Origin of the sequence: Ornithinimicrobium ciconiae, from assembly GCF_007197575.1 — a bacterium.
In the GTDB taxonomy this organism is placed as follows: domain Bacteria; phylum Actinomycetota; class Actinomycetes; order Actinomycetales; family Dermatophilaceae; genus Ornithinicoccus; species Ornithinicoccus ciconiae.
Genome location: NZ_CP041616.1, coordinates 2,544,167 through 2,566,455 on the forward strand (window position 1 = coordinate 2,544,167; position 22,289 = coordinate 2,566,455).

The following is a 22,289-nucleotide window of genomic DNA, read 5'->3' on the forward strand; positions in this document are numbered from 1 at the left end:
GACGGTGGTTAAAGGACGTCGTTGTATCTGGTGTGGTGCCTCGTACTCTACGCCTACCCCCACCCGACCGAGCGCGCGGTATGGCGCCCCTCGACCTCGACCGGACGCGTGGCGTATGACGGAGGGCCGGGTCTGCAGCCCCGGCACCCCGCATGCCTCACAACCGGTCGGCGTAGACGCTCATCGCGTCCCGGACGAACTCGGCGTAGCCGGGGTAGTTCGCTCCGAAACGCGGGTCTGCGACATACATCTCGCCCAGTCCCTTCAGGTACCCCGGCGTCACCGTGGTGGGTCCTGACAGCCACTGGACATGACGCGCCACGACCGCCTGTGCCTGCTCGGAGCTGGGGTCAGCCCCGGAGGCAGCCACCTCGCCGAAGGCCGTGGCGATCGCCTTCTGCTCGTGCTGAAAGCCCTGCTTCTCCTCGTCGGAGAGCGAGCGCCACCAGCGGTCGCTGTCGGCATACGCCTGCTTGCCCCAGCGCTGCTCGACCTCCTCGCGGTGCTGGGTGTGGTCGAACTCGTCAAAAACTTCGTCTGCCATGAGTTGTTCACCTCCTTCCATCTTGTTGATCGTGCGCTCCAACGACGCGATGCGCCGAGAGAGCTCACGTCTGTGATGCCGCATGGACGCGGCATGTTCCTTGAGCGCCGACACGGTGTCGACGTCCCGGCGGAGGACCTCTTCGATGGCCTCCAGCCCGACGCCGTAGTCCCGCAGGATGCGGATGCGCAGCAGCGTGCCGAGCGCGGACTCGTCGTAGAACCGCATGCCGTTGCTGCCCAGTCGGCTCGGCATCACCAGGCCACGCTCGCCGTAGTAGCGCAACGTGCGGCTGGTCGTGCCGGCAGCCGTCGACAGTTCCTGGATGGACCACTCCATGCCGCCCACCTCCTTTGGTCTCGACGACGTCTGGGACCAGTGTGGCGGTTGACGCATGCGTCAATGTCAAGCCGGATCATCACGGCTCACGAGGGAGCGGCTCAGGCCGAGCGTGGGTTATCCGACGCCGTCGCGCAGCGCGCAAGGGCCGACGCCGTCGCGCAGCGCGCAGAGGCCGGCCGCTTCAGAGCCACGATCGCCGAGTGCTGCTGTTTTGTGCGCTCTGGGAGCGCGAACCGCGAATATCCGCAGCACTCGTCGACCCGTAGCTTCTCGCTCAACTCCTGGCACGGCAGGAGGAGCGGCACCAGCGGCTCGTGTCCCTCGGCCTGGTCGGGGTGCAGGGACTACTCACGAGATCCAGCGCCCCCCCGAGCAGGTGGTGGGGGCTTCAGGCCAGGGTGGCCTTGACGTCCGAGACGCGGGCCAGCAGCCCGTTGACGAACGTGGGCGACTCGTTGGTGGACATGCCCTGGACCAGCTCGACGGCCTCGGCGATCGCGACGGGGTCAGGGACCTCGTCGTTCCAGACGATCTCCCAGGTCGCCACGCGCAGGACCGCGCGGTCGACCGAGGGCATCCGGTCCAGCTGCCAGCCCTGGCTATAGGTCTCCAGGACCTCGTTGATCTCGCCCCAGTGGGCGAGGACGCCCTCCACGAGGGTCACGGTGTAGTCCGGGAGCGGGTGCTGCGTCGTCGGCGCCGCCACCCGGTCGGCCAGCAACTGGCCAACATTGAGACCCCGGGCCTCGGCCTCGTAGAGCAGTTCCAGCGCCCGCTTGCGCGCCTTGGTGCGTGCTCCCACCGAGGGTCAGTTCACGCGGCCGAGGTAGGACCCGTCACGGGTGTCCACCTTGACCTTGGTGCCGGTCTCCAGGAACAGCGGCACCTGGATCTCCGCGCCGGTCTCCAGCGTGGCCGGCTTGGTGCCGCCCGTGGAGCGGTCGCCCTGCAGGCCCGGCTCGGTGTGCGTGATCTCCATGACCACGCTCGGCGGCAACTCGACATACAGCACAGAGCCCTCGTGCTGGGCGATCATCGCCTGGCCGTTCTCGAGCAGGTAGTCCTTGGCGCTGCCCATGATCTCCGCGGAGACCGGGATCTGCTCATAGGTCTTGCTGTCCATGAAGATGAAGTCGGTGCCGTCGTTGTAGAGGTACTCCATGTCGGAGCGGTCCACGGTGGCCGTCTCGACCTTGGTGCCGGCGTTGAAGGTCTTGTCGATGATCTTGCCCGAGGTGACGTTCTTGAGCTTGGTCCGCACGAAGGCCGGGCCCTTGCCGGGCTTGACGTGCTGGAACTCCAGCACCTGCCACAGTCCCTGGTCCATCGACAGGACCATGCCGTTCTTGAGGTCGTTCGTGGTTGCCACAGGTGTCTCTTTCGTATGTCGTGTGCCGCCCCGGCGCACAGGTCCAGCCAGACAGGGGCACTACGGGAAGTCTGGGAAGCGTCAGTCAGTTTAACGTCACGCGGCGCAGGGACGGTAACTCACGGGGCGAATTAGACCTGCGGGTTGGCCAGCGCGCGCAGCGCCAGCAGGTAGGAACCCACCCCGAAACCGGCGATCGTGCCGCTCGCGGACCGCCCGACGACAGAGGTATGCCGGAAGCTCTCGCGGGCGGCCGGGTTCGACAGGTGCACCTCGACCAGGCGCGAGCCCATCCCGACCAGGTGTGCGCAGGCGTCCCCCACGGCATACGAGTAGTGGGTGAATGCGGCGGGGTTGAGGACGACGTCCCAGCCCGCGGCGGCCGCCTCGTGCACCCACCGGACCAGCTCGGCCTCATCGTCGGTCTGCCGGCACTCGACGTCCAGGCCGAGGCGCTCCCCCTCGGCGATCACCTGCCCCTGCAGCTCGGCCAGCGTGGTGCTGCCATAGATCTCCGGCTCACGGCTGCCGAGGGTTGCCAGGTTGGGACCGCTGAGGACGAGGACCGTGGTGGACACGGCCTCATGCTACGTGGCGGCGCGTGGCAGACGGGTCGACGCTGGCCTGCGAGGGGCCCGTGGTGCCACCTAGGGTGGCGGGCATGAGTTGGACGAAGGCGATCGGCATCCACGTCGCGGGTCTTGCGGCCCTGGCCACCCACGATCTGCTGCAACGCAAGCACGCCATCCTGCGCAACTTCCCGGTGGTGGGCCATGCCCGCTACCTGTTGGAGAAGGTCGGCCCGGAGCTGCGGCAGTACATCGTGACCGACAACGACGAGGAACGGCCGTTCAGCCGGGACCAGCGCCGGTTCATCTATGCCAGCGCCAAGTTGGAGAACCCCTACTTCGGGTTCGGCACGGACAACGACGTGGAGCACGACGAGGGCTACGCCGTCGTCAAGCACCGCACCTTCGCCCCGGTCGCCCCCAGCACCCTGCAGCACAGCGGCGAGCACGACCTGATGCCGTGCGCCAAGGTGATGGGCCAAGCGCGGGGTCGGCGCCACGCCTTCCGCCCCAGGTCCGTGATCAACGTCTCCGCGATGAGCTTCGGCTCCCTGTCCGGCCCGGCCGTCGAGGCGCTCAACCGGGGCTGCGCCGCCGCCGGGGTCCTGCAGAACACCGGCGAGGGTGGCATCTCGGTCCACCACCGCCACGGGGCGGACCTGATCTTCCAGATCGGCACAGCCTATTTCGGGTGCCGCGACGAGGACGGGGCCTTCAGCCTGGACAAGCTCAAGGCGCTGGTGCAGTCGGCACCGGTGCGGGCCCTGGAGGTGAAGTTGAGCCAGGGCGCCAAGCCGGGTCTGGGCGGGCTGCTGCCCCAGGCCAAGATCACCGAGGAGATCGCCGAGATCCGTGGGATCCGCACGGACCAGGACTGCGCCAGCCCCTCCCGGCACGCGGAGTTCGACAGCGTCGACACCATGCTCGACTGGATCGAGATGATCGCCACGGAGACCGGGCTTCCGGTCGGCATCAAGTCGGCGGTGGGAGACCTGGAGTTCTGGGAGGAGCTGGCCGAGCAGATGGCCACCACCGACCGGGGCGTCGACTTCATCACGATCGACGGCGGCGAGGGAGGCACCGGAGCGGCACCGTTGAGCTTTGCCGACTCGGTGGCGCTGCCCTTCCGGATCGGCTTTCCCCGGGTCTATCGGGAGTTCGCCCGGCGCGGGCTGACTGATCAGGTCGTCTTCATCGGCGCGGGCAAGCTCGGCCTCCCGGACAACGCCGCGGTCGCCTTCGCGCTCGGCGCCGACATGGTTTATGTCGCCCGCGAGGCGATGATGGCCATCGGGTGCATCCAGGCCCAGCGCTGCCACGACGACCGGTGCCCCACCGGCGTGGCCACGCAGAACCCCTGGCTGACCCGTGGCCTGGACGTGCCCTCGAAGGCGGACCGGTCAGCGAACTACCTGCGGGCCTGGCGCCGGGAGATGCTCAAGCTGGCCGAGGCCTGCGGGGTGGCCCACCCCGGCCTGCTCGGACCAGACGACATCGAGATCCTGCTCGGCAACCGGTCGGCCACCTCCTTGCGGGAGGTGGCGGGCTATGAGCCGGGGTGGGGTCTGCCGTCGGCAGATCAGCGTGCCGACGCCGAACGGTTGATGACCACGGCCTCGCGCGGTGGCAGCGCACCGAGGTCGGAGACCACGGCATGAGCACACCGGAGGTCTCCGGAGGGCTGGCCGCCACCCCCGTGCCGCTGACGGATCGTCAGTGGACCGCCTCGCTGACCGATGAGGCGCTGCCGGTGCTGCCCGACCTGCTCACCGACCAGGTGCCCGGCCCGCTGGCTGCGGTTGTCGCCTCGCAGGGCGGGAGCGTGACGGCTGTCGCGGTCAGTCAGGTGACCTGGTGGCCGGGGCGGAGCGCGACGGTCTCGTGGGACACCATCGTCGAGGGTGGGCCGCTCGCTGGGCGTGCGACCTACGTCGGCACCACCCTGGAGGCGCCCGAGGGCGCGGTCGTGGTGGGGTCCGAGGGCGAGCAGGTGGCCGTGTGGCGGGTCCCGCACGACCCGTTCCTGCCGTCGCTGGCCACCGTGCTGGAGCCGACGACCGCCGCCTCGATCATCGCCAGCCTGGGCGGGCAGATCGCGGAGCCGCACACCCGGCTGCGGGCCTACCGGCCGACCCGGCGGGCGGTCATCGAGGTCAGTGGCGAGGGCCACCGGATCTATCTCAAGCTGGTCAAGCCGCGCCGGCTGCAGGCCCTGCACCAGAGGCACCTCGACCTGGACGGTCTGCTCCCCGTCCCCGAGCCGCTCGGCATCAATTCCGATCTCGGGCTGCTGGCGATGCGCAGTATGTCGGGATTCACCCTGCGTGAGGTCCTCGAGGATCCCTTCGGTCGCCTTCCGCACCCGGAGGTGATCGCCGGACTGCCCGGGACCCTGCCCGCGCTGGAGCAGTCGGCGACCGTCCACTCCTCGATCGAGGCGCTGCCCCGGGTCGCCGACCTGCTGCGCCGGCTGCTGCCGATGGTGGCGGACCGCATCGACTGGCTGGTCGAGCACATCGGCACCGATGACGTCATCGAGCGGGTGCCGGCCCACGGGGACTATCACGAGGCGCAGCTGCTCGTCGAGGACGGCCGGGTCAGCGGGATCCTGGACGTCGACACGCTCGGGGTGGCCCGGCCCGGGGACGACCCGGGCACGATGCTCGGGCACTTGGCGGTGTGGCACACCATGTCGAGCCAGCCGGATCGCGTCGCCGCCTATGCCACCGAGCTGCAGCAGCGTTGGGAGACCGACATCGACCCACGGGACATCCGCCGCCGCGCCGCAGCGCGGATCCTCGGCCTGGCCGCGGGCCCGTTCCGGGTCCAACAGGTCGGTTGGCCCGTGGAGGCCTCGCGGCGTCTCACGCTGGCCCAGCACTGGGTGGAGTCGGCCCTGTCCGCGTGAACCCGACGCTCACCCGTCCGTGAGTGGCACATCCCGCGGTTCACCTGCACGCATCCTTCACGCCGGATCCGGACCCCGCCCGGCTTCGGCGTGAACGATGCGCGCACCGGCACCTAGTGGGACGCGCTGACCGCGTCGAAAGCCTCCCGCAGCAGCGCCTCGTCCGGTCCCACGAGCCGCTGGGTCACGCCGGCCTCGGAGACCACGATGAACCGCAGAGTGGCACCCCGGGCCTTCTTGTCCCGGGCCATCGCCGCGCGCAGCTGCTCCCAGTCCGCACCGGCATAGCTCGTCGGCAGTCCCACCGAGTCCAGGACCGAGCGGTGCCGCGCCAGGAGCTCCGGGTCCATCACCCCGACCCGGACGGCCAGCTCAGCGGCAAAGACCATGCCGACGGCCACAGCATCCCCGTGCCGCCAGCTGTAGTGCTCCACCTGCTCGATCGCGTGCGCGAAGGTGTGGCCATAGTTGAGGATCTCGCGGATCCCGGCCTCGGTGAGATCGTTCTCGACGACCTCCGCCTTGATCCGGACGGACCGGGCGATGAGCTCGGTCATCACGGGCGCCGCCGGGTCACAGACCGCCTGCGGGTCCGCCTCGATCAGCTCCAGGATCGTCGGGTCGGCGATGAACCCGCACTTGATCACCTCACCGAGCCCAGAGACGAGGTCGGGCCGTGACATCGAGGCCATCCAGGCCGGGTCACACAGCACCGCCCGCGGCTCGTGGAAGGCTCCCACGAGGTTCTTGCCCTCGGCGGTGTTGATGCCGGTCTTGCCCCCGACCGCGGCGTCGACGATGCCCAGCAGCGAGGTGGGCAGGTTAATGAAGTCCACCCCACGCAACCAGGAGGCGGCGACGAAACCGGCCAGGTCGGTCGCGGCTCCCCCGCCGACGCCCACGACCAGGTCGTCGCGGGTGAAGCCGGCCCTGCCCAGTGCGGCCCAGGCACCGGCCAGGACGGTCACCTCCTTGGCCGCCTCAGCGTCCGGGATCTCGTGGGTGAGCCCCTGCCCGCCCGCGGACGCGACCAGGTCCACGACCTCGCCGACCAGGGCAGCGCGGCCCGGTTGGTGCAGGACCATGACGCGTCGCCCGGGGCTGAGGTGACCGGTCAGACAGGTCAGTGCCCCTGGTCCGATGTGCACGTCATAGCGCCCTCCAACGGAGATGTGCTGCAGGGGGCTGTGCTGCGTCGCAGCGTCGCCCGTCGCAGCGTCGCCCGCCGCAGGAGCGTCGCCCGCCGCAGCAGCCTCGCCCGCCGTCGCAGCGTCATCCGCTGCTGCCGGCCCGGTCACGGCTCCCCCACCGGTGTGAGCAGGGCGTCGACGACCTCGTCCGGGGTCCGTCCTGCCGTGTCGACCCGCTCGGTGCTGACCGACTCGTAGGTCGGGCGGCGCGCCTGCATCAGACGGCTCCACGAGGCCCGCGGGTTGACCGCCAGGAGCGGCCGGTTCCCGTCAAACCCGACCCGTTTGGACGCGTGCGCGATCCCGACGTCGAGGAAGATCACCCGGTGCCCCACCAGAGCCTCCTGCACGGCAGGGTCCAGGACTGCTCCGCCGCCGAGGGCCAGCACGCCGCCCCCGTCGGCGAGGGCGGCCAGGACCGTCTCCCGCTCGATGACCCTGAAGGTCGCCTCCCCGTCGTCGAAGAAGATCTCCGGGATCGCGCGGCCCTGGGCCGCCTCGATCAGGGCATCGGTGTCGCGGAAAGTGGTGTCCCAGCGCTGCGCGAGCAGCGCGCCGACGGTCGACTTCCCGGCGCCGGGCGGACCGATCAGAACCGCCAGGGGTCGCTGCGCGCTCATCCGCCGGACCCGCCCATCAGCTCCGGTATGGCGGCAAGATAGCTCTCGAGGTTGCGGCGCACCTCGGGGACCGAGTCGCCACCAAACTTCTCCAGGACCGCGTCGGCCAGCACCAGGGCGACCATCGCCTCGGCGACCACCCCGGCCGCGGGCACGGCACAGACATCGGACCGCTGGTGGATGGCCGTCGCGGGCTCACCGGAGGCCACGTCGACCGTCTGCAGGGCACGTGGCACCGTGCTGATCGGTTTCATCGCCGCCCGGACCCGCAGCACCTCCCCGGTGCTCATGCCGCCCTCGGTCCCGCCGGAGCGAAGGGTCTGCCGCTGGATCCGGCCCGACGCGTCCCGCGCGATCTCGTCGTGCGCCTGGCTGCCGCGTCGCGCGGCCGTGCGGAACCCCTCGCCGAGCTCAACGCCCTTGATGGCCTGGATGCCCATCAGGGCACCGGCGAGCCGGGAGTCCAGGCGCCGGTCCCAGTGGGTGTGTGATCCCAGTCCGGGCGGCAGGCCCCAGGCCAGCACCTCGACCACGCCGCCGAGGGTGTCGCCGTCCTTCTTGGCCGCGTCGATCTCGGCGACCATCGCGGCGGACAGGTCGGCGTCCAGGGTGCGCACCGGGTCGGCGTCGATCCGGTCGACGTCCTCGGGGCGCGGCAGGCTCGCCTCGTCCGGCGCGTCCTGGTCCAGGTGCGCCCCGGGGACCGTCCCGATCGCCACGGTGTGACTCACCAGTCGGATGCCGGCGGCCTGCTCGAGGAAGGCGGCCGCAACGGCTCCCAGCGCCACCCGTGCCGCGGTCTCGCGGGCGCTGGCCCGCTCGAGCACGGGACGGGCCTCGTCGAAGCCGTACTTCTGCATGCCGACCAGGTCGGCGTGGCCGGGGCGCGGACGGGTGAGGGCCTTGTTGCGGGCGATCTCCTGTGGGGCACCGATGTCGTCGGAGCGCTCCAGGTCCTGGGTCTCCACCGGCTCGGGGTTCATCACGGCCGTCCACTTGGCCCACTCGGAGTTGGCGATCTGCACGGCGATCGGGCTGCCCAGCGTCAGGCCGTGGCGCATCCCGCCGAGGAAGGCGAGCTGGTCGGCCTCAAACTTCATCCGTGCGCCGCGGCCATAACCGAGCCGGCGGCGCGCGAGGGCACCCTCGACGGCGGACCTGTCGACCCGGACCCCGGCGGGCAGTCCCTCAAGCAGTGCGGTGAGTGCGGGACCGTGCGACTCACCGGCAGTCAACCAGCGCAGCATGGCTCGCATCCTGTCACGCGTCAGAACAGTGAGGTCACAGTGCCCGGGGACAACAGCAGCGCCAGGAGCGCACCGACCATCATCGGTGGACCGTAGGCGAGGTGTCCGTCCCGCTGCACCTTGTGGGTCACCAGCAGGAACGCGGCGAAGACCCCACCGACCAGGACCCCACCGAGCATGCCATTGAGCACCGTCGACCACCCGAACCAGCCCAGCCCCATGCCCAGCAGCCCCGCCAGCTTGACGTCGCCGAGTCCGACCGCCAGGGAGCCGCGGGCGAGGGAGAGCAGCGCCATCGCCAGATAGCCCCCGCTGCAGGCCAGCGCAGCCAGCACCACCCGCCCCATGTCGCCCCAGGCGGCCGCCACGATCCCGGCCACCAGCAGGCCTCCCAGCAGCACGCCCATGGACGGCCACATCAGCCGGTCGGGCAGGCGGTGCACGTCAAAGTCCATGGCGGCCAGGCAGACGCACGACAGGGCGATGACCAGCATGACCCCGAGGACGATGGTGCGCACCGCCCAGACGTGTGGCGAGTCGGCGCCCGGGCCGTTGCCCCCGGGCTGCGCGTCGTCAGCCAGAAGCACGCGGGCTCCGAGGATCAGCCAGCTCACGGCCAGCACGGGGACGACCCACCACCGGGTCCCCGGCAGCGGCAGATCGACCTCATCCGGCTTGCGATAGGTGACCCACCGCAGCCACCGGGCGACCGGCACGCCGACCAGCACGCCGGCGACGGCGAGCAGCCAGGGCACCAGGGACAGGCTCACCGGCCAGCCTCCAGCGCCACGGCCAGGGCGGTGGCCATGGCGTCCGTGGGGGCCGCGTGCCCCGTCATCAGGCGCACCTGTCGCACCGCCTGGTGCAGCAGCATCCCGTCTCCCCTCGTCACCGTCTGACCGTGCGCCGCCCAGGCTGCCGCCCACGGAGTCGGCCACCCGGCATACACGACATCAAACACCACCGCACCCTCCGGCAGCTCCCAGCCGTCCACAGGGGGCGTCGCCCCGCTGGGCACGGTGTTGACCACTACGCCCGGGTGGCCCCAGGAGGTGGGTCCGTCGGCATACCGGCTGGTGGTGGCGTGCAGGCCCAGACGCGCGGCAAGCTCCAGGGCAGCAGGCCGCACCTCCTCACGCACCAGGAGGCGCACCTCGTGAACCCCCAGGTGGGACAGCGCGACCAGGGCCGAGCGGGCGGTGGCCCCCGATCCGACGACGACCGCGGAGTCCGTCGTGGTCAGGCCGCCGTCCCGTAGCGCCTGCTGGAGTCCGTAGACGTCGGTGTTGTCGGCGCGCCAGCCGCTCGCGATCCGGGTCAGCGTGTTGGCGCCACCGGTCAGGGTCGCCACCTCGTCCGCCTCCGTCGCGAGCGCGAGAGCCTCCTCCTTCAGGGGCATCGTGACGGCCAGGCCCACCCAGTCCTCCGGCAACCCCATGACGTATGCCGCGAGGTCACCAGCCGCGACGTGGTCCCGGTGGAAGGACCACCCCTGCAGCCCGAGCGCGTGGTAGGCCGCCTCGTGCAGGACCGGCGAGAGAGAGTGCGCGATCGGAGACCCGATCACGCCTGCGTGCCGCGTCACCAGTCAGCAGCTGTCCGGGTTGTCGGCGCACCACTGCTCGAACTCCTGGACCGCCACGTTGTGGTCGTCCAAGGTGTTGCTGAACACCGTCTCGCCGGTGGTGGGGTTGACGGTCACGAAGTAGAGCCAATCGCCCTCGGCAGGGTGCATCGCTGCGTCGATGGCCACGGCGCCAGGGCTGTTGATCGGACCGGGGGGCAGCCCTTGGTGCACGTAGGTGTTGTAGGGGTCGTCCACGGCCCGCTGCGCCTCGGTGGTCCCCGCGCGCCCACGCTCCTGGGCAATGAAGTGGATGGTGGAGTCCATCTGGAGCCGACCGTTGGTCTCGGAGTCACCGGCGAGGCGGTTCTCCATGACCCGGGCGATCTTGGGCAGGTCCTCGGCAAACATGCCCTCGCCCTGGATGATGCTGGCCTTGATGATGACGTCGTGCATGTCGGCGTCCGCGAGGCCGAGGTCCTCATAACGGCGAGCTCCGAGGTCGATCATCGCCTGCAACTGCTCCTCGGGGGTCGAGGTCGGGCTGAACTCGTAGGTGTCGGGGAACAGGTAGCCCTCCAGTTCACCGTTGGCGGCCTCGGGCAGGTCGAGCGAGGCCGGGTCGACGGCCTCGTAGTCAGCGACCTCGTGGCCCGTGGCGTCGGCGAGGATCGCGAACACCTCGGAGGTCCAGAGGCCCTCGCGCACCGTCACTCCCGTGCTCTGTCGGGCGTCAGGGTCGACCAGCCGGTCGAGGGCGGCCGCCGCGCTCATCTGCTCGGCCATCACGTAGGTGCCCGGCTGGATGCTGGTGGAGCGCTGGTCTGCGGCAGCGGTGTTGGAGAAGGCCTCGGCCGAGGCGACGACGCCGTTCTCGTAGAGGATGACACCGATCTGGCCGCCGCCGGCGCCCTGGGGGATCTCGATGGTCACCTCGCCGCTCCCGGCGCCCTCAAAGTCCTCCGGGGTGCCCTGGCCGAATTCCACGTCCGGGATCATCCCGCGGACCGCGTTGAAGCCCATCCAGCCGCCGACGATCACGATGGCCAGGGCCGCGACGATGGCACCGATGCGCAGCACCGGACTGCGCTTCTTGCGCCGTCGCGGCCGGAACATGGCCTCGTCCTCGGGCACGGCCTCGGCCAGCACGTCGTCGGCCAGGGAGTCGTCGTGCTCCGCGGGATAGTGGTGCAGGTCGTCCGGGTGCACGTCGTGGTGCAGGTCGTCCGGATGCAGGTCGTCCGGGTGGACGTCGTGGCGCAGGTCGTCCGGGTGCACGTCGTGGCGCAGGTCGTCCGGGTGCACGTCACGGTGCATCTCCACCTGGTCGTCGTGACCACGCGCGGGGTCGGGGTCACGGCCAGGTCCAGCCCAATCGTCTGCCGGGGGTCGGCTCATGGTTGGGTTCCTTCGCTCTTCGTCGCGGGCCGGCGAGCCCTGGGCTTGCGGCCACCAAGGGCTTCACCGGGGGGGCGCCCGGTGCTTCGTTCCATCTCTAGTGCAGCCTGCAGTATGACGACCGCCGCCGCCTGGTCGACACGCGCACGGTGGCGACGTCCGGGCACCCCGCTGGAGTGCAGGGCTCGGTGCGCGTCCACCGTCGACAGGCGTTCGTCCACCAGTCGCACCGGCGTGCCAGCGAGACGGTGATGCAACGCAGCAGCGTAGTCGCGGATGGCGCGGGCGGCCACTCCCTCGTCCCCTGACAGCGTGCGCGGCAGGCCGACGATGACCTCCAGCGCGGCGCGCTCACGCGCCTGGGTCACGATCTCGTCGAGGTCGGTCAGCCCCTGATGGTCCCGCTGCAGTGTGGCGACCGGCGTCGCCAGCACGCCCGAGGGGTCGGAGGCCGCCAGCCCCACGCGCGCCTCACCGACGTCGATGCCCAGCCGCACGCCGCGGCGCATGACCGAGTTGCCATCGGGACCCGAGGGTCCGGTGGCACCGCGATCCCCGGGAGCCCGTGGCTCAGACGCTCCCACCCGTGGCTCAGACGCTCCCAAGGGCCTGCTCGATCTGGGTGAGGGCCTCCGCGGTCTGCGAAGCGTCTTTTCCCCCACCCTGGGCAAGGTCATCCTTGCCACCGCCATTGCCGCCGAGCGCCTGCGCCGCGACCTTGACCAGCTGACCTGCCTTGAACCCGCGGTCTCGTGCCGCGCCATTCGTGGCCACCACGACCACGGGTCGGTCGTCGACCGCGGAGACCCCCGCCACCACGGCCGGACGGTCCTCACCCAGTCGGGCCCGCAGATCCGTCACCAGGCGGCGCAGGTCGTCCCCGCCGACGCCCGCCCCGGCGTCGTGCCCGAGCCAGGTGACACCGTTGACGTCCCGGGCCGAGGCCACGAGGGCACCGGCGTCCGACATCACGGCAGCCTGACGCATGCTGGCGATCTGCTTCTCCGCGTCCTTGAGCCGGGTCAGCAGTTGTCCGACGCGGTCGGCCAGGTGCTCAGGTCGCACCCCGACGAGGCCGGAGAGCTCACTGACCAGGGCGCGCTCACGCCCCAGGTAGTGCAGTGCGTCCAGGCCGACGAGCGCCTCGAGGCGTCGGGATCCCGATCCGACGGAGGACTCACCAGTCAGCGTCAGTGCACCGATCTGGCTGGAGTGGCGCACGTGCGTGCCACCACACAACTCCCGCGACCACCGGCCGCCGATCTCCACGACGCGGACCTGCTCGTCATAGGTCTCACCGAACAGCGCCAGCGCTCCCGCCTCACGCGCCTCTGGCAGGGTCATGTAGGCCGCTGATACGGGAAGGTCCTGTCGCAGAGCAAGATTGGCGGCCTCTTCGATCTCAGACCGGGTCTCCGGCGAGAGCGCCGAGCCCCACGCGAAGTCGAGCCGCAGATAGCCGGGCTTGTTGTAGGAGCCGCTCTGCAGGGCGGTCGGGCCGAGCACCTGCCGCAGCGCCGCGTGCACGACGTGGGTGCCGGAGTGCGCCTGACAGGCCTGCACCCGCCAGTCCTGATCCACCGTGGCGTTGACGTCGAGGCCCTCGGTGAGCTCGCCGGACTCCACCTCGACGGTGTGCGCGATGAGCCCCTTGACCGGACGCTGCACGTCACGGACGCGCAGCACCGCGCCGGAGGCGGTCTCGATGACGCCCTCGTCGGCGATCTGACCACCAGACTCGGCATAGAAGGGAGTGCGGTCGAGCACGACCATCCCCCGCTGGCCCTGGCTCAGCGACGGCACGCGCGCACCATCCACCACCAGGCCCCGGACCGAGCCCTCGGCCGTCAGCGTCTCGTAGGCCAGGAACTCGGTCGCTCCCTGGTCGCGCAGCTCGCGCCAGACCTCGGTCGAGGCGTGCCCCGACTTCTTGGCCTTGGCATCGGCCTTGGCACGCTCACGCTGCTCGGTCATCAGCCGCACGAAGCCGTCGCGATCGACCTCCACGCCCTGCTCGGCCGCCATCTCCAGGGTCAGGTCGATGGGGAAGCCATAGGTGTCGTGCAGGGCGAACGCCTGGTCGCCGGCCAGCACGGTGCTGCCGCTCTCCTTCGCGCGGGTCACCGCCAGGTCCAGGATCGTGGTGCCGGAGGCGAGGGTGCGTCGGAAAGCCTCCTCCTCGGCATACGCGATCTGACTGATCCGGGCGAAGTCCCCCTCCAGCTCGGGATAGGACGCCTTCATCACGTCGTTGCTGACCGGCAGCAGGTGCGGCAGGGCGGGGTCCTGGACCCCGAGCAGGCGCATCGAGCGCACCGCACGCCGCAACAGCCGGCGCAGCACATAACCGCGGCCCTCGTTGCCCGGGGTGACCCCGTCGGACATCAGCATCAGCCCGGAGCGGACGTGGTCGGCCACGACCCGGAAGCGGACATCGTCCCCGTGGTCCGCGCCGTAGCCGCGTCCGGACATCTCCTCGGCACGCTCGATCACCGGGTAGACCTCGTCGATCTCGTAGAGGTTGTCCACCCCCTGGAGCAGGTAGGCGGCTCGCTCCAGCCCCATCCCGGTGTCGATGTTCTTGCTCGGCAGCTCACGGACCACGTCGAAGTCAGCCTTGGCGCGGACCGCAGCGAGCTCCTCCTGCATGAAGACCAGGTTCCAGATCTCCAGGAACCGCTCCTCGTCCACCAGGGGTCCGCCCTCCGGGCCGAACTCGGCTCCGCGGTCGACATAGATCTCGCTGCACGGTCCGGCGGGGCCGGGCACACCCATGTGCCAGTAGTTGTCCTCCACGCCCCGTCGCTGGATGCGCTCGTCGGGCAGGCCGGCGATCTCGCGCCAGAGCGCGGCGGCCTCCTCGTCGCCGTTCGGCAGGTGGGGCAGCAGCCCCGGGCCGAGCACCGTGACCCAGATCTTGTCAGGGTCGAAGCCCAGACCGCCTTCGGACTGGGACCCGGTGACCAGCTTCCAGGCGTGCTCGATCGCCCCCGCCTTGAAGTAGTCGCCGAAGGAGAAGTTGCCGTTCATCTGGAAGAACGTGCCGTGCCGGGTGGTCTTGCCGACCTCCTCGATGTCCAGCGTGCGCACGCACTTCTGGACCGACGTCGCGCGCTCCCACGGTGGCGTCTGCTGGCCCAGGAAGTAGGGCTTGAACGGGACCATGCCGGCGTTGACGAACAACAGGTTGGGGTCGTCGTGCACCAGGGGGGCACTGGGCACCACGGTGTGGCCGGTGCCTTCAAAATAGGCAAGCCAGCGGCGGCGGATCTCGGCGGTCTGCATGGGCTCCTCGTCGACTCGGGGGACGTTTCACTCTATCTGGCACCCGGACCGGAAACGGTCACCGGACCGCAATCTGTCACCCGGACCGGAAACGGTCATCGGGAGCGGAAACGGTCACCGGACCGCAATCGGTCACCCGGACCGCAAACGGTCACCCGGACCGCAATCGGTCACCCGGAGCGGAATCGGTCATCGGGGGCTGTCGCCGCGGATGATGGCCCGCAGCTCACGCCACCGGGGTCCGAGCCGTTCCTCCCAGCCGCGGCCGGTCGGGTGGTAGTAGTCGGCGTCCACGAGGTCGTCGGGCAGGAACTGCTGGGGGCCGACACCATTGGGCTCGTCGTGGCTGTAGCGGTAGCCCTTGCCGTGGCCGAGACGCTCCGCGCCGGCATAGCCCGAGCCGCGCAGATGCGGAGGCACCGCTCCCCCGCGACCGGCCCTGACATCGGCGATCGCCGCGTTGATGCCGTTGTAGGCGGCATTGGACTTGGGCGCGAGCGCGTTGTGCACGACGGCCTGCGCCAGGATGATGCGGGCCTCCGGCATGCCGATCTGGGCGACGGCGTGCAGCGCGGCGACGGCGGTCTGCAGGGCTGTCGGATCACCCATCCCGACGTCCTCGCTGGCCGCGATCACGATGCGGCGGGCGATGAACCGCGGGTCCTCCCCCGCCTCGAGCTGCCGGGCCAGGTAGTGCAGGGCGGCGTCGACGTCACTGCCGCGCATGGACTTGATGAAGGCACTAGCCACGTCGTAGTGCTGGTCGCCCGCCCGGTCGTAGCGCACCGCCGCCTGGTCGACCGCCTGCTCGGCCACGGCCAGGGTGATGGTGACCTGCTCCCCCTCACGTCCGGCCGGGACCGCGTCGAGGGCCACCCCTGCCGCGGCCTCGAGGGTGGTCAGGGCGCGCCGGGCGTCGCCGCCGGCGAGACGGATGACGTGATCGCGGGCCTCCGACTCCAGAACGAAGACGCCGTCCAGTCCCCGCTCGTCGGTGAGGGCCTGGTCGAGCACCTCACCGACCTGCGCGTCGTCCAGCGAGGTGAGCCGGATCAGCATGGAGCGGGACAGGAGCGGCGCGATGACGCTGAACGAGGGGTTCTCCGTGGTGGCCGCGACGAGGATGACCAGGCGGTTCTCCACCGCGGGCAGTAGCGCGTCCTGTTGCGCCTTGCTGAACCGGTGGATCTCGTCCAGGAAGAGCACCGTCTGGCGGCCATAGAGGCTGCGCTCCCGGGTCGCCTGCTCCATCACCGCCCGCACGTCCTTGACCCCCGCCGTCACGGCGGACAGCTCGACGAAGCTGCGCCCCGCGGCCTGGGCCACCAGGTGGGCCAGGGTGGTCTTGCCGGTGCCCGGCGGTCCCCACAGGATCGCGGACAGCGGCCCCGCCGCTCCTGCGTGCCCCTCGATGAGGCGGCGCAGCGGGCTGCCGGGGCGCAGCACGTCGCCCTGACCGCGGACCTCCTCGATGCTGCGGGGTCGCATCCGCACCGCTAGGGGTGGCTGCAACTCCCCCGTCACGGACTCGTCGGGGGACTGCTGTGCAAACAGGTCATCACCCGCGGATCCAGTCACCGCAGCAGGCTATCCGGCGCCACCGTCACGACCATTGCCCGGCGGTCCTGCGGAGGCCGAAGCCAAGCGACTAGCATGCCGCCGTGCCAACGGACACGCGCCTGCGCTCGCTCGCCTCGCACGCCGAGCTGCTCGAACTCACCCAGGGCGACCCCTTCGTGCGTTGGGGCATCCCGGACCCGCTCCCCGGGGTGGTGCTGGCCACCGATGGCGCCGTCGCGGTCGAGCGCTTCGGTCGTCGGGGCCGGGGTCTGTGGGTCTTCCCGCACTCCGGCGGGGGCACCGAGGCGATCCGCGCGCTGCTGGGCGGGCTGGGCGGACCGATGGCCGAGCTGCAGACCGCCGCCATCTCCATCCCGCAGGAGTATGCCGCGCAGCTGGCCGAGGCCTTCCCGCTCGGCACCGGCGGGGAGTGGGACTGGATGTGGACCACCCGGACCCCGCCACGCGGCATACCGGGCGAGTCGGACCTCATCGTCCTGGACGACACCGACGACGCAGCCGAGATCGCCGCTCTGTCCACCGCGCACAGCCCGTCCGGGGAGGGTGGCCCCGGCACCGGTCGCACCCGCCTGTGGCTCGGGCTGCGCTCGACGGGCACCGGCGCGGACCGGCGGCTCGCAGCGAGCGGCGAGCTGGTCGCGGTGGGCGCCATGCAGTCGCTGGAGTCCGGCGTCCCGCACCTGGCCGGGATCGTCACGCACGGCAGCCACCGTGGTCGGGGACTCGCCCGCGCTATCACCGCCGGGCTCACCCGGTCAGCCCTCACCAGTCACGGCGTCTGCACCCTCGGGATGTATTCGGACAACCCATCGGCCCGGGCGGTCTACACCGGGCTGGGTTATCGCACGGCCCATGCCTGGCACTCCCGCAGGATCCTGACCGGTTCCGAACAGGAAACTTTGTCACAGTAATTCCTCAATTTCCTCAATACTCCTTTCATTGAGGATGTCTTTCCGACTCTTGACTCTTTCCTTACCAATTCTGTGCACACATGGGGTTTACGCAGGCAAGCGGTCTGGGATCATGCGCAGGCGTGACCTGGCACACAGGGAAAGTCGCCTCAACAAGAATGCCTCTTGTTTATCTCCTGCCGCTCGCACTAGCATCTGGATCACGAACGCAGCGCGGCCTTTCCGCGTGCTGTAGTGGCGTTCATCGGGTCAGGGTGCGAGCAAAGGCAGGCGGATCATGGCAGAGCGCGACAACTCCTCCCTCACGGGCACGGCCCAGCAGGACGCGCCCAGCAAGCTCGACATCACCGTCTCCAAGGGGTGGGTCCAGGGGGTCGCCCTGGTCATGGTGTTCGGCTTCCTGGTCATGGGGATCCTGGCCTACCGCACCTACACCGACGGCATGGCCCAGCCCCGCCAGGTGGTCGATCAGTCCGGCACGGTCATCTACACCAGTGAGGACATCACCAACGGTCAGTCCACCTTCCTGCGCCGCGGGCTCCAGCAGTACGGCTCGGTGATGGGCCATGGCGCCTACCTCGGCCCGGACTACACCGCGGAGTCCCTGCGCCTGGGCACCGAGCACATCACCGAGTCGCTGAGAGCGCAGGGTGCGCAGGATCCGACCAGCACGGTGATCGAGATCCAACGCACCAATCGCTATGACGAGCAGACCGGGACCCTGGTGTTCACCCCCGAGCAGGTCGCTGCCTTCGAGCACCTCAAGGAGCACTACGCCACGATCTTCGGTGAGGCCTCCACCAAATACGGCCTGATCCCCGAGGTGATCACCGACCCGCAGGAGATCCACGAGCTGACGGCCTTCTTCAACTGGACGGCCTGGGCCGCCGCAGCCGACCGACCCGGGCACGACTACTCCTACACCAACAACTGGCCGCCGGAGGAGCGGGTTGCCAACAGCCCCACCGCCGACATCCTGGTCTGGTCCGGCATGTCGCTCGTGGCGCTGCTGGCCGGCCTGGGGGCGCTCTTCGCGCTCTACGGGCGGTGGAGCCGCTCGATCGGCTGGCACGGCAACGACGTGCCGACCCTGGCCTTCCTCCAACCGGGCCAGGTCAAGATCACTCCGTCCCAAAAGGTGACCGCCTGGTTCTTCCTGGTCGTGGCGATCCTGTTCCTGCTGCAAGCGACCCTGGGTGCCGCGATCGAGCACTACCGGGCCGACCTGTCCACCTTCTTCGGCATCGACCTGGCGCAGTGGCTGCCGTTCAACCTCGCACGCACCTGGCACGTCCAGCTGTCCCTGCTGTGGACCGCGGCGTCCTTCCTAGCGGCCGGAATCTTCCTGGCGCCCATCATCTCCGGACGCGAGCCCCGGCGACAGAGCTGGCTGGCGACCGGTCTGCTCGTCGCCCTGGCCCTCGTGGTCGCCGGCACCCTCACCGGCACCGCGATCAGCACCTTCGGACCGGACTGGGCCAAGGGGTCGATCTTCTTCGACCAGCAGTGGGAGTATCTCGACCTGCCGCGGTTCTGGCAGATCCTGCTGGTGATCGGACTCTTCCTCTGGATCGCGATCATCTATCGGGCGATCCGCTCACGGCTGCGCACCGAGAGCAAGTTCAACATGCCGTGGCTGTTCTTCTTCGCCGGACTGGCCATCCCCGCGTTCTACGCCGTGGGGCTGCTCGCGGGCACCGAGACCCACATCACGGTCGCCGAGTTCTGGCGGTTCTGGGTGGTGCACCTGTGGGTGGAGGACTTCCTGGAGCTGTTCACCACGGTGATGGTCGCCTATATCTTCGTGATGCTGGGCGTGGTGCGCCGCAAGATCGCGATCACGATCATCTTCCTGGACGTGATCCTCTACTCCGTCGGTGGTGTGCTCGGCACGATGCACCACCTGTACTTCTCCGGTACCCCGGTCGAGCACATGGCACTGGGAGCGTTCTTCTCGGCACTCGAAGTGATCCCGCTGACATTCCTGACCGTCGAGGCCTGGACCTTCCTGCAGCTCGGCGCCCGGCAGGAGTCGCGCAGCAGTGCCCCCTTCCCGCACCGCTGGGCGGTCATGTTCCTGGTCGCGGTGGGCTTCTGGAACTTCGTCGGGGCGGGCATCTTCGGTTTCCTGATCAACCTGCCGATCGTGTCCTATTACCAGATCGGCACGGCGCTGACGGCCAACCATGCACACGGCGCGATGATGGGCGTCTACGGCATGCTCGCCGTCGGCCTAGCCCTGTTCGCACTGCGCTACATCATCCCGCCGGAGAGGTGGCCCGACCGGATGGCGAAGTGGTCCTTCTGGTCGCTCAACATCGGCCTGGCCTGGATGGTCTTCGCCACGCTCCTCCCCCTCGGCGTGCTGCAGCTGTGGCACTCGGTCAACGAGGGCTATTACGAGGCACGCGCCCTGGGCTATATCACCGAGCCGGGCAACGCGATCCTGGAGTGGATGCGCATGCCGGGGGACGTGGTCTTCCTGATCGGTGGCATCCTGCCCTTCCTCTGGATCACCTGGCTCGGCGTGCGCCACGGCATCAAGGCGACCACCCACACCCTGGAGCCGGAGACGCTGTATGTCGAGGAGACCGGCCGCGCCCACGAGGACCGCACCGGCCTGACCCGGGACGGGACCCGTGCCTGACCTCGCGGTCTTCGCACCCGCCACCTGGTTCGCCCTGGGCTATGGGGTGATTCTGCTGCTCGTCGCCTACGGGATCGACCTGATGTCCCACCGGGCGGCCAGCAGCGTGGAGGGGCACCGCACCAGCGGCTTCGTCTATCACGAGGAGCACGACGCCTGGGTCTGCCCTAAGGACCAATGGCTCTGGCCGCAGTCCTTCGACCCCGGCAACCGGGTCATGCGCTATCGCGGTAGTCCCGCCGTCTGCAACGCCTGCCCGGTGCGCGACACGTGCACGACCTCCAAGAGTGGGCGCGAGGTGCAACGGATGGTGGACCCGTGGCCGGCCTCGGAGTCGGCCAGGTTCCACCGGGCACTCGCCTGCACCGTCGTGGTTCTGGCCGTGCTGTGGCCTGCTGCTGCCGCACTCATGGCCTCGTCGGCAACGGAGACCTGGGTCCTGGTGGGCGGCGCCACGCTCGTCGCAGCCGCCTCCTGGCCCCTGTGGTCCCACCTGCGGCGCAGCACCGTCGACCCGGAGGGCGTCCTGTTCCGCAGCTCTGATGACAATGTCGAGGAACGCACCGCCGCCGCGGCCCGCGACCAGGCACGGCGCAGCAGCTACTGGTCCGACACCAGGACGAGCCCGCCCGCGCGGAGTCGGGGGCCGGTCGACCTGCCAGCACCGGTGCGGCTGCCCGCGACCTACTGGTCCGACAGCCGCGCGTCAGCCGGGAACGCCGGGAACACCGGGACCACCGGGACCACCGGCAACACCGGGACCACCGCGAACGCCGAGCCCACCGGAAAGAGGTCCCGATGATCCCCGCCCTCGTCATCGCCAGCATCCTGCTCCTGCTCGGGTTGGTGGTGCTGTGTCTGCGCATCATCCGGGAGTATGAGCGTGCCATCGTCTTCCGCCTCGGGCGCCTGCGCGGTCCGCTGGGTCCCGGTGTGCTGTTCGTCCTGCCCTTCCTGGACAAGATGGTCCGGGTGGACCTGCGCGTAGTGACCCTGACCATCCCCCCGCAGGAGGTGATCACCAAGGACAACGTCACCGCACGTGTCAACGCCGTCGTGCTGTTCCGGGTCGTGGACCCGGTCCGGTCCGTGATGGCCGTGGAGAACCATGCCGTAGCGACCTCCCAGATCGCGCAGACCAGCCTGCGGTCGGTGGTCGGACGCGCAGAACTCGACACGCTGCTGGCCCACCGCGCCGACCTCAACGAGGACCTGACCCACACGCTGGCCCAGGCGACCGAGCCGTGGGGCGTGGAGGCTCAGGTGGTGGAGATCAAGGACGTCGAGATCCCCGAGATCATGCAGCGGGCGATGGCCCGGGAGGCCGAGGCTGAGCGCGAGCGGCGCGCCAAGGTGATCAGCGCCCGGGGTGAGCTGCAGGCCTCGACCGAGTTGCGTGACGCCGCCATCACCCTGAGCGAGAGTCCCGCCTCGCTGCAGCTGCGCTATCTGCAGACCCTGCTCGAGCTGGGGGCCGACCAGAACTCGACGGTCGTCTTCCCGATCCCCCTCGACATCGTCACACCCTTTCTGGAGGCTGCCGGTGGGAGAGCCCGAGGCTCGGCCAGCGGCACGGAGAGCCGGTCCGACGAGCCTGCCACCGGGGACACCCCCCACCGCACACTGACCTGGCGCGGGCCGTCCGGTCAGGACCCTGAGCATGACAAGGAGGAAGCCGGATGACGTCTCACACCGACGAGGACAGCATCCCCGCACCCGGTCGCCGGGTGGTCCTGGAGCCGACCCCGCCGGGTCTGTGGACCCTGATCCTCGGCTTCTCGATCGCGGTGCTCGCGCCGTTGTTCGGGTTCCTGGTGGGCTCAGCGATGGGCGCGGGTGACGCCGACGCCAACTTCTCCCCGATCTATCTCGCCCTCTTCATCGGGGTGGTCATCGGCGGGATCGGCGTGGTCATCGCACTGCTCGGCGGTCGGCGCATCTATCGCGACCGTCGTGCTGCCTCCGCTGCTGACGCCGACGCCGCGCAGGAGGCGACGAGCGGGGTCGACGCCTGACCGTCCGTGCGGACTCCGGTCAGCGAGCGGGGTCGACCCCTGACCGTCCGTGCGGACTCCGGTCAGCGAGCCGGGTCGACGCCCGATCGTCCGTGCGGA

At 69.9% G+C, this 22,289-nt stretch carries 20 protein-coding genes; 7 read left to right on the forward strand and 13 right to left on the reverse strand.

The genetic code is table 11. The annotated features are described in order from the left end of the window. Positions 1–157: 157 nt before the first annotated feature. From FNH13_RS11660 to FNH13_RS11675, 4 genes are all read right to left on the reverse strand, one after another. On the reverse strand, positions 158–883 hold the full coding sequence (locus FNH13_RS11660; RefSeq protein WP_143783578.1) for a MerR family transcriptional regulator: 726 nt from the start codon (positions 881–883) through the stop codon (positions 158–160). Positions 884–1,274: 391 nt separating this feature from the next. Beyond that, complete coding sequence (gene nusB, locus FNH13_RS11665) at positions 1,275–1,688, reverse strand: transcription antitermination factor NusB (RefSeq protein ID WP_143783579.1); 414 nt, start codon at positions 1,686–1,688, stop codon at positions 1,275–1,277. Positions 1,689–1,694: 6 nt separating this feature from the next. After that, positions 1,695–2,255: an elongation factor P gene (efp, locus tag FNH13_RS11670; RefSeq protein ID WP_143783580.1), complete on the reverse strand. Its 561-nt coding sequence runs from the start codon at positions 2,253–2,255 to the stop codon at positions 1,695–1,697. A 131-nt stretch (positions 2,256–2,386) separates the two neighbouring features. Beyond that, positions 2,387–2,833 (reverse strand): type II 3-dehydroquinate dehydratase, encoded by a 447-nt coding sequence (locus tag FNH13_RS11675; RefSeq protein ID WP_143783581.1) that lies wholly within the window; start codon positions 2,831–2,833, stop codon positions 2,387–2,389. Positions 2,834–2,916: 83 nt separating this feature from the next. Between FNH13_RS11675 and FNH13_RS11680 the strand changes: the two genes are divergently transcribed. Both FNH13_RS11680 and FNH13_RS11685 read left to right on the forward strand, forming a co-directional pair. Continuing rightward, positions 2,917–4,482: an FMN-binding glutamate synthase family protein gene (locus FNH13_RS11680; RefSeq protein WP_143783582.1), complete on the forward strand. Its 1,566-nt coding sequence runs from the start codon at positions 2,917–2,919 to the stop codon at positions 4,480–4,482. Then, positions 4,479–5,732 (forward strand): phosphotransferase, encoded by a 1,254-nt coding sequence (locus FNH13_RS11685; RefSeq protein ID WP_143783583.1) that lies wholly within the window; start codon positions 4,479–4,481, stop codon positions 5,730–5,732. Before FNH13_RS11680 ends, FNH13_RS11685 begins: the two co-directional genes overlap by 4 nt. A 113-nt stretch (positions 5,733–5,845) precedes the next feature. Here the strand turns inward: FNH13_RS11685 and aroB are convergent, their stop codons facing one another. The 9 genes from aroB to FNH13_RS11730 all read right to left on the reverse strand — a co-directional run bounded on the left by aroB (position 5,846) and on the right by FNH13_RS11730 (position 16,614). Then, a complete protein-coding gene (gene aroB / locus FNH13_RS11690) occupies positions 5,846–7,030 on the reverse strand; it encodes a 3-dehydroquinate synthase (RefSeq protein ID WP_407669893.1) in 1,185 nt (394 codons plus the stop codon). Then, the gene (locus FNH13_RS11695) at positions 7,027–7,542 is read right to left on the reverse strand and encodes a shikimate kinase (RefSeq protein WP_202878766.1); all 516 of its coding nucleotides are present in this window, start codon (positions 7,540–7,542) and stop codon (positions 7,027–7,029) included. The genes aroB and FNH13_RS11695 overlap by 4 nt, the downstream gene beginning before the upstream one ends. Further along, entirely contained in the window at positions 7,539–8,789 is a 1,251-nt protein-coding gene (gene aroC / locus FNH13_RS11700; protein WP_143783585.1) for a chorismate synthase, read from the reverse strand. The genes FNH13_RS11695 and aroC overlap by 4 nt, the downstream gene beginning before the upstream one ends. A 20-nt stretch (positions 8,790–8,809) precedes the next feature. Next, positions 8,810–9,559, reverse strand: coding sequence for a prepilin peptidase (locus tag FNH13_RS11705; RefSeq protein ID WP_143783586.1), 750 nt, complete (start codon positions 9,557–9,559; stop codon positions 8,810–8,812). After that, positions 9,556–10,374 (reverse strand): shikimate dehydrogenase, encoded by an 819-nt coding sequence (locus tag FNH13_RS11710; RefSeq protein WP_228266373.1) that lies wholly within the window; start codon positions 10,372–10,374, stop codon positions 9,556–9,558. The genes FNH13_RS11705 and FNH13_RS11710 overlap by 4 nt, the downstream gene beginning before the upstream one ends. 3 nt (positions 10,375–10,377) lie before the next feature. Then, positions 10,378–11,751 (reverse strand): endolytic transglycosylase MltG, encoded by a 1,374-nt coding sequence (mltG, locus tag FNH13_RS11715; RefSeq protein WP_143783588.1) that lies wholly within the window; start codon positions 11,749–11,751, stop codon positions 10,378–10,380. Beyond that, on the reverse strand, positions 11,748–12,260 hold the full coding sequence (ruvX, locus tag FNH13_RS11720) for a Holliday junction resolvase RuvX (protein WP_143783589.1): 513 nt from the start codon (positions 12,258–12,260) through the stop codon (positions 11,748–11,750). The genes mltG and ruvX overlap by 4 nt, the downstream gene beginning before the upstream one ends. Positions 12,261–12,342: 82 nt before the next feature. After that, on the reverse strand, positions 12,343–15,036 hold the full coding sequence (gene alaS, locus FNH13_RS11725; RefSeq protein ID WP_143783590.1) for an alanine--tRNA ligase: 2,694 nt from the start codon (positions 15,034–15,036) through the stop codon (positions 12,343–12,345). Between the two features lie 189 nt (positions 15,037–15,225). Then, positions 15,226–16,614, reverse strand: a complete 1,389-nt coding sequence (locus tag FNH13_RS11730; protein WP_407669894.1) for a replication-associated recombination protein A — start codon at positions 16,612–16,614, stop codon at positions 15,226–15,228. An 83-nt stretch (positions 16,615–16,697) separates the two neighbouring features. Here FNH13_RS11730 and FNH13_RS11735 point away from each other — a divergent pair, with 83 nt between their 5' ends. The 5 genes from FNH13_RS11735 (at position 16,698) to FNH13_RS11760 (ending at position 22,190) form a co-directional block, all read left to right on the forward strand. Next, positions 16,698–17,528 carry a GNAT family N-acetyltransferase gene (locus FNH13_RS11735; RefSeq protein ID WP_143783591.1) on the forward strand — a complete coding sequence of 277 codons (831 nt, stop codon included), beginning with the start codon at positions 16,698–16,700 and terminating at the stop codon, positions 17,526–17,528. Between the two features lie 277 nt (positions 17,529–17,805). Beyond that, positions 17,806–20,175, forward strand: a complete 2,370-nt coding sequence (locus FNH13_RS11740; protein WP_143783592.1) for a nitric-oxide reductase large subunit — start codon at positions 17,806–17,808, stop codon at positions 20,173–20,175. Next, a complete protein-coding gene (locus FNH13_RS11745) occupies positions 20,168–20,977 on the forward strand; it encodes a hypothetical protein (protein WP_202878767.1) in 810 nt (269 codons plus the stop codon). Before FNH13_RS11740 ends, FNH13_RS11745 begins: the two co-directional genes overlap by 8 nt. Then, entirely contained in the window at positions 20,974–21,858 is an 885-nt protein-coding gene (locus tag FNH13_RS11755; protein ID WP_143783593.1) for an SPFH domain-containing protein, read from the forward strand. The genes FNH13_RS11745 and FNH13_RS11755 overlap by 4 nt, the downstream gene beginning before the upstream one ends. After that, entirely contained in the window at positions 21,855–22,190 is a 336-nt protein-coding gene (locus FNH13_RS11760; protein ID WP_202878768.1) for a hypothetical protein, read from the forward strand. The genes FNH13_RS11755 and FNH13_RS11760 overlap by 4 nt, the downstream gene beginning before the upstream one ends. Positions 22,191–22,289: the final 99 nt, after the last annotated feature.

Bases quoted from the DNA above. Each gene is read 5' to 3' on its own strand.
- FNH13_RS11755 (WP_143783593.1), top strand. From the start codon at position 20,974: ATGATCCCCGCCCTCGTCATCGCCAGCATCCTGCTCCTGCTCGGGTTG.
- FNH13_RS11685 (WP_143783583.1), top strand. From the start codon at position 4,479: ATGAGCACACCGGAGGTCTCCGGAGGGCTGGCCGCCACCCCCGTGCCG.
- aroC (WP_143783585.1), bottom strand. From the start codon at position 8,789: ATGCTGCGCTGGTTGACTGCCGGTGAGTCGCACGGTCCCGCACTCACC.
- ruvX (WP_143783589.1), bottom strand. From the start codon at position 12,260: ATGCGCCGCGGCGTGCGGCTGGGCATCGACGTCGGTGAGGCGCGCGTG.
- FNH13_RS11680 (WP_143783582.1), top strand. From the start codon at position 2,917: ATGAGTTGGACGAAGGCGATCGGCATCCACGTCGCGGGTCTTGCGGCC.
- alaS (WP_143783590.1), bottom strand. From the start codon at position 15,036: ATGCAGACCGCCGAGATCCGCCGCCGCTGGCTTGCCTATTTTGAAGGC.
- FNH13_RS11695 (WP_202878766.1), bottom strand. From the start codon at position 7,542: ATGAGCGCGCAGCGACCCCTGGCGGTTCTGATCGGTCCGCCCGGCGCC.
- FNH13_RS11740 (WP_143783592.1), top strand. From the start codon at position 17,806: ATGGCAGAGCGCGACAACTCCTCCCTCACGGGCACGGCCCAGCAGGAC.
- FNH13_RS11760 (WP_202878768.1), top strand. From the start codon at position 21,855: ATGACGTCTCACACCGACGAGGACAGCATCCCCGCACCCGGTCGCCGG.
- FNH13_RS11660 (WP_143783578.1), bottom strand. From the start codon at position 883: ATGGAGTGGTCCATCCAGGAACTGTCGACGGCTGCCGGCACGACCAGC.
- mltG (WP_143783588.1), bottom strand. From the start codon at position 11,751: ATGAGCCGACCCCCGGCAGACGATTGGGCTGGACCTGGCCGTGACCCC.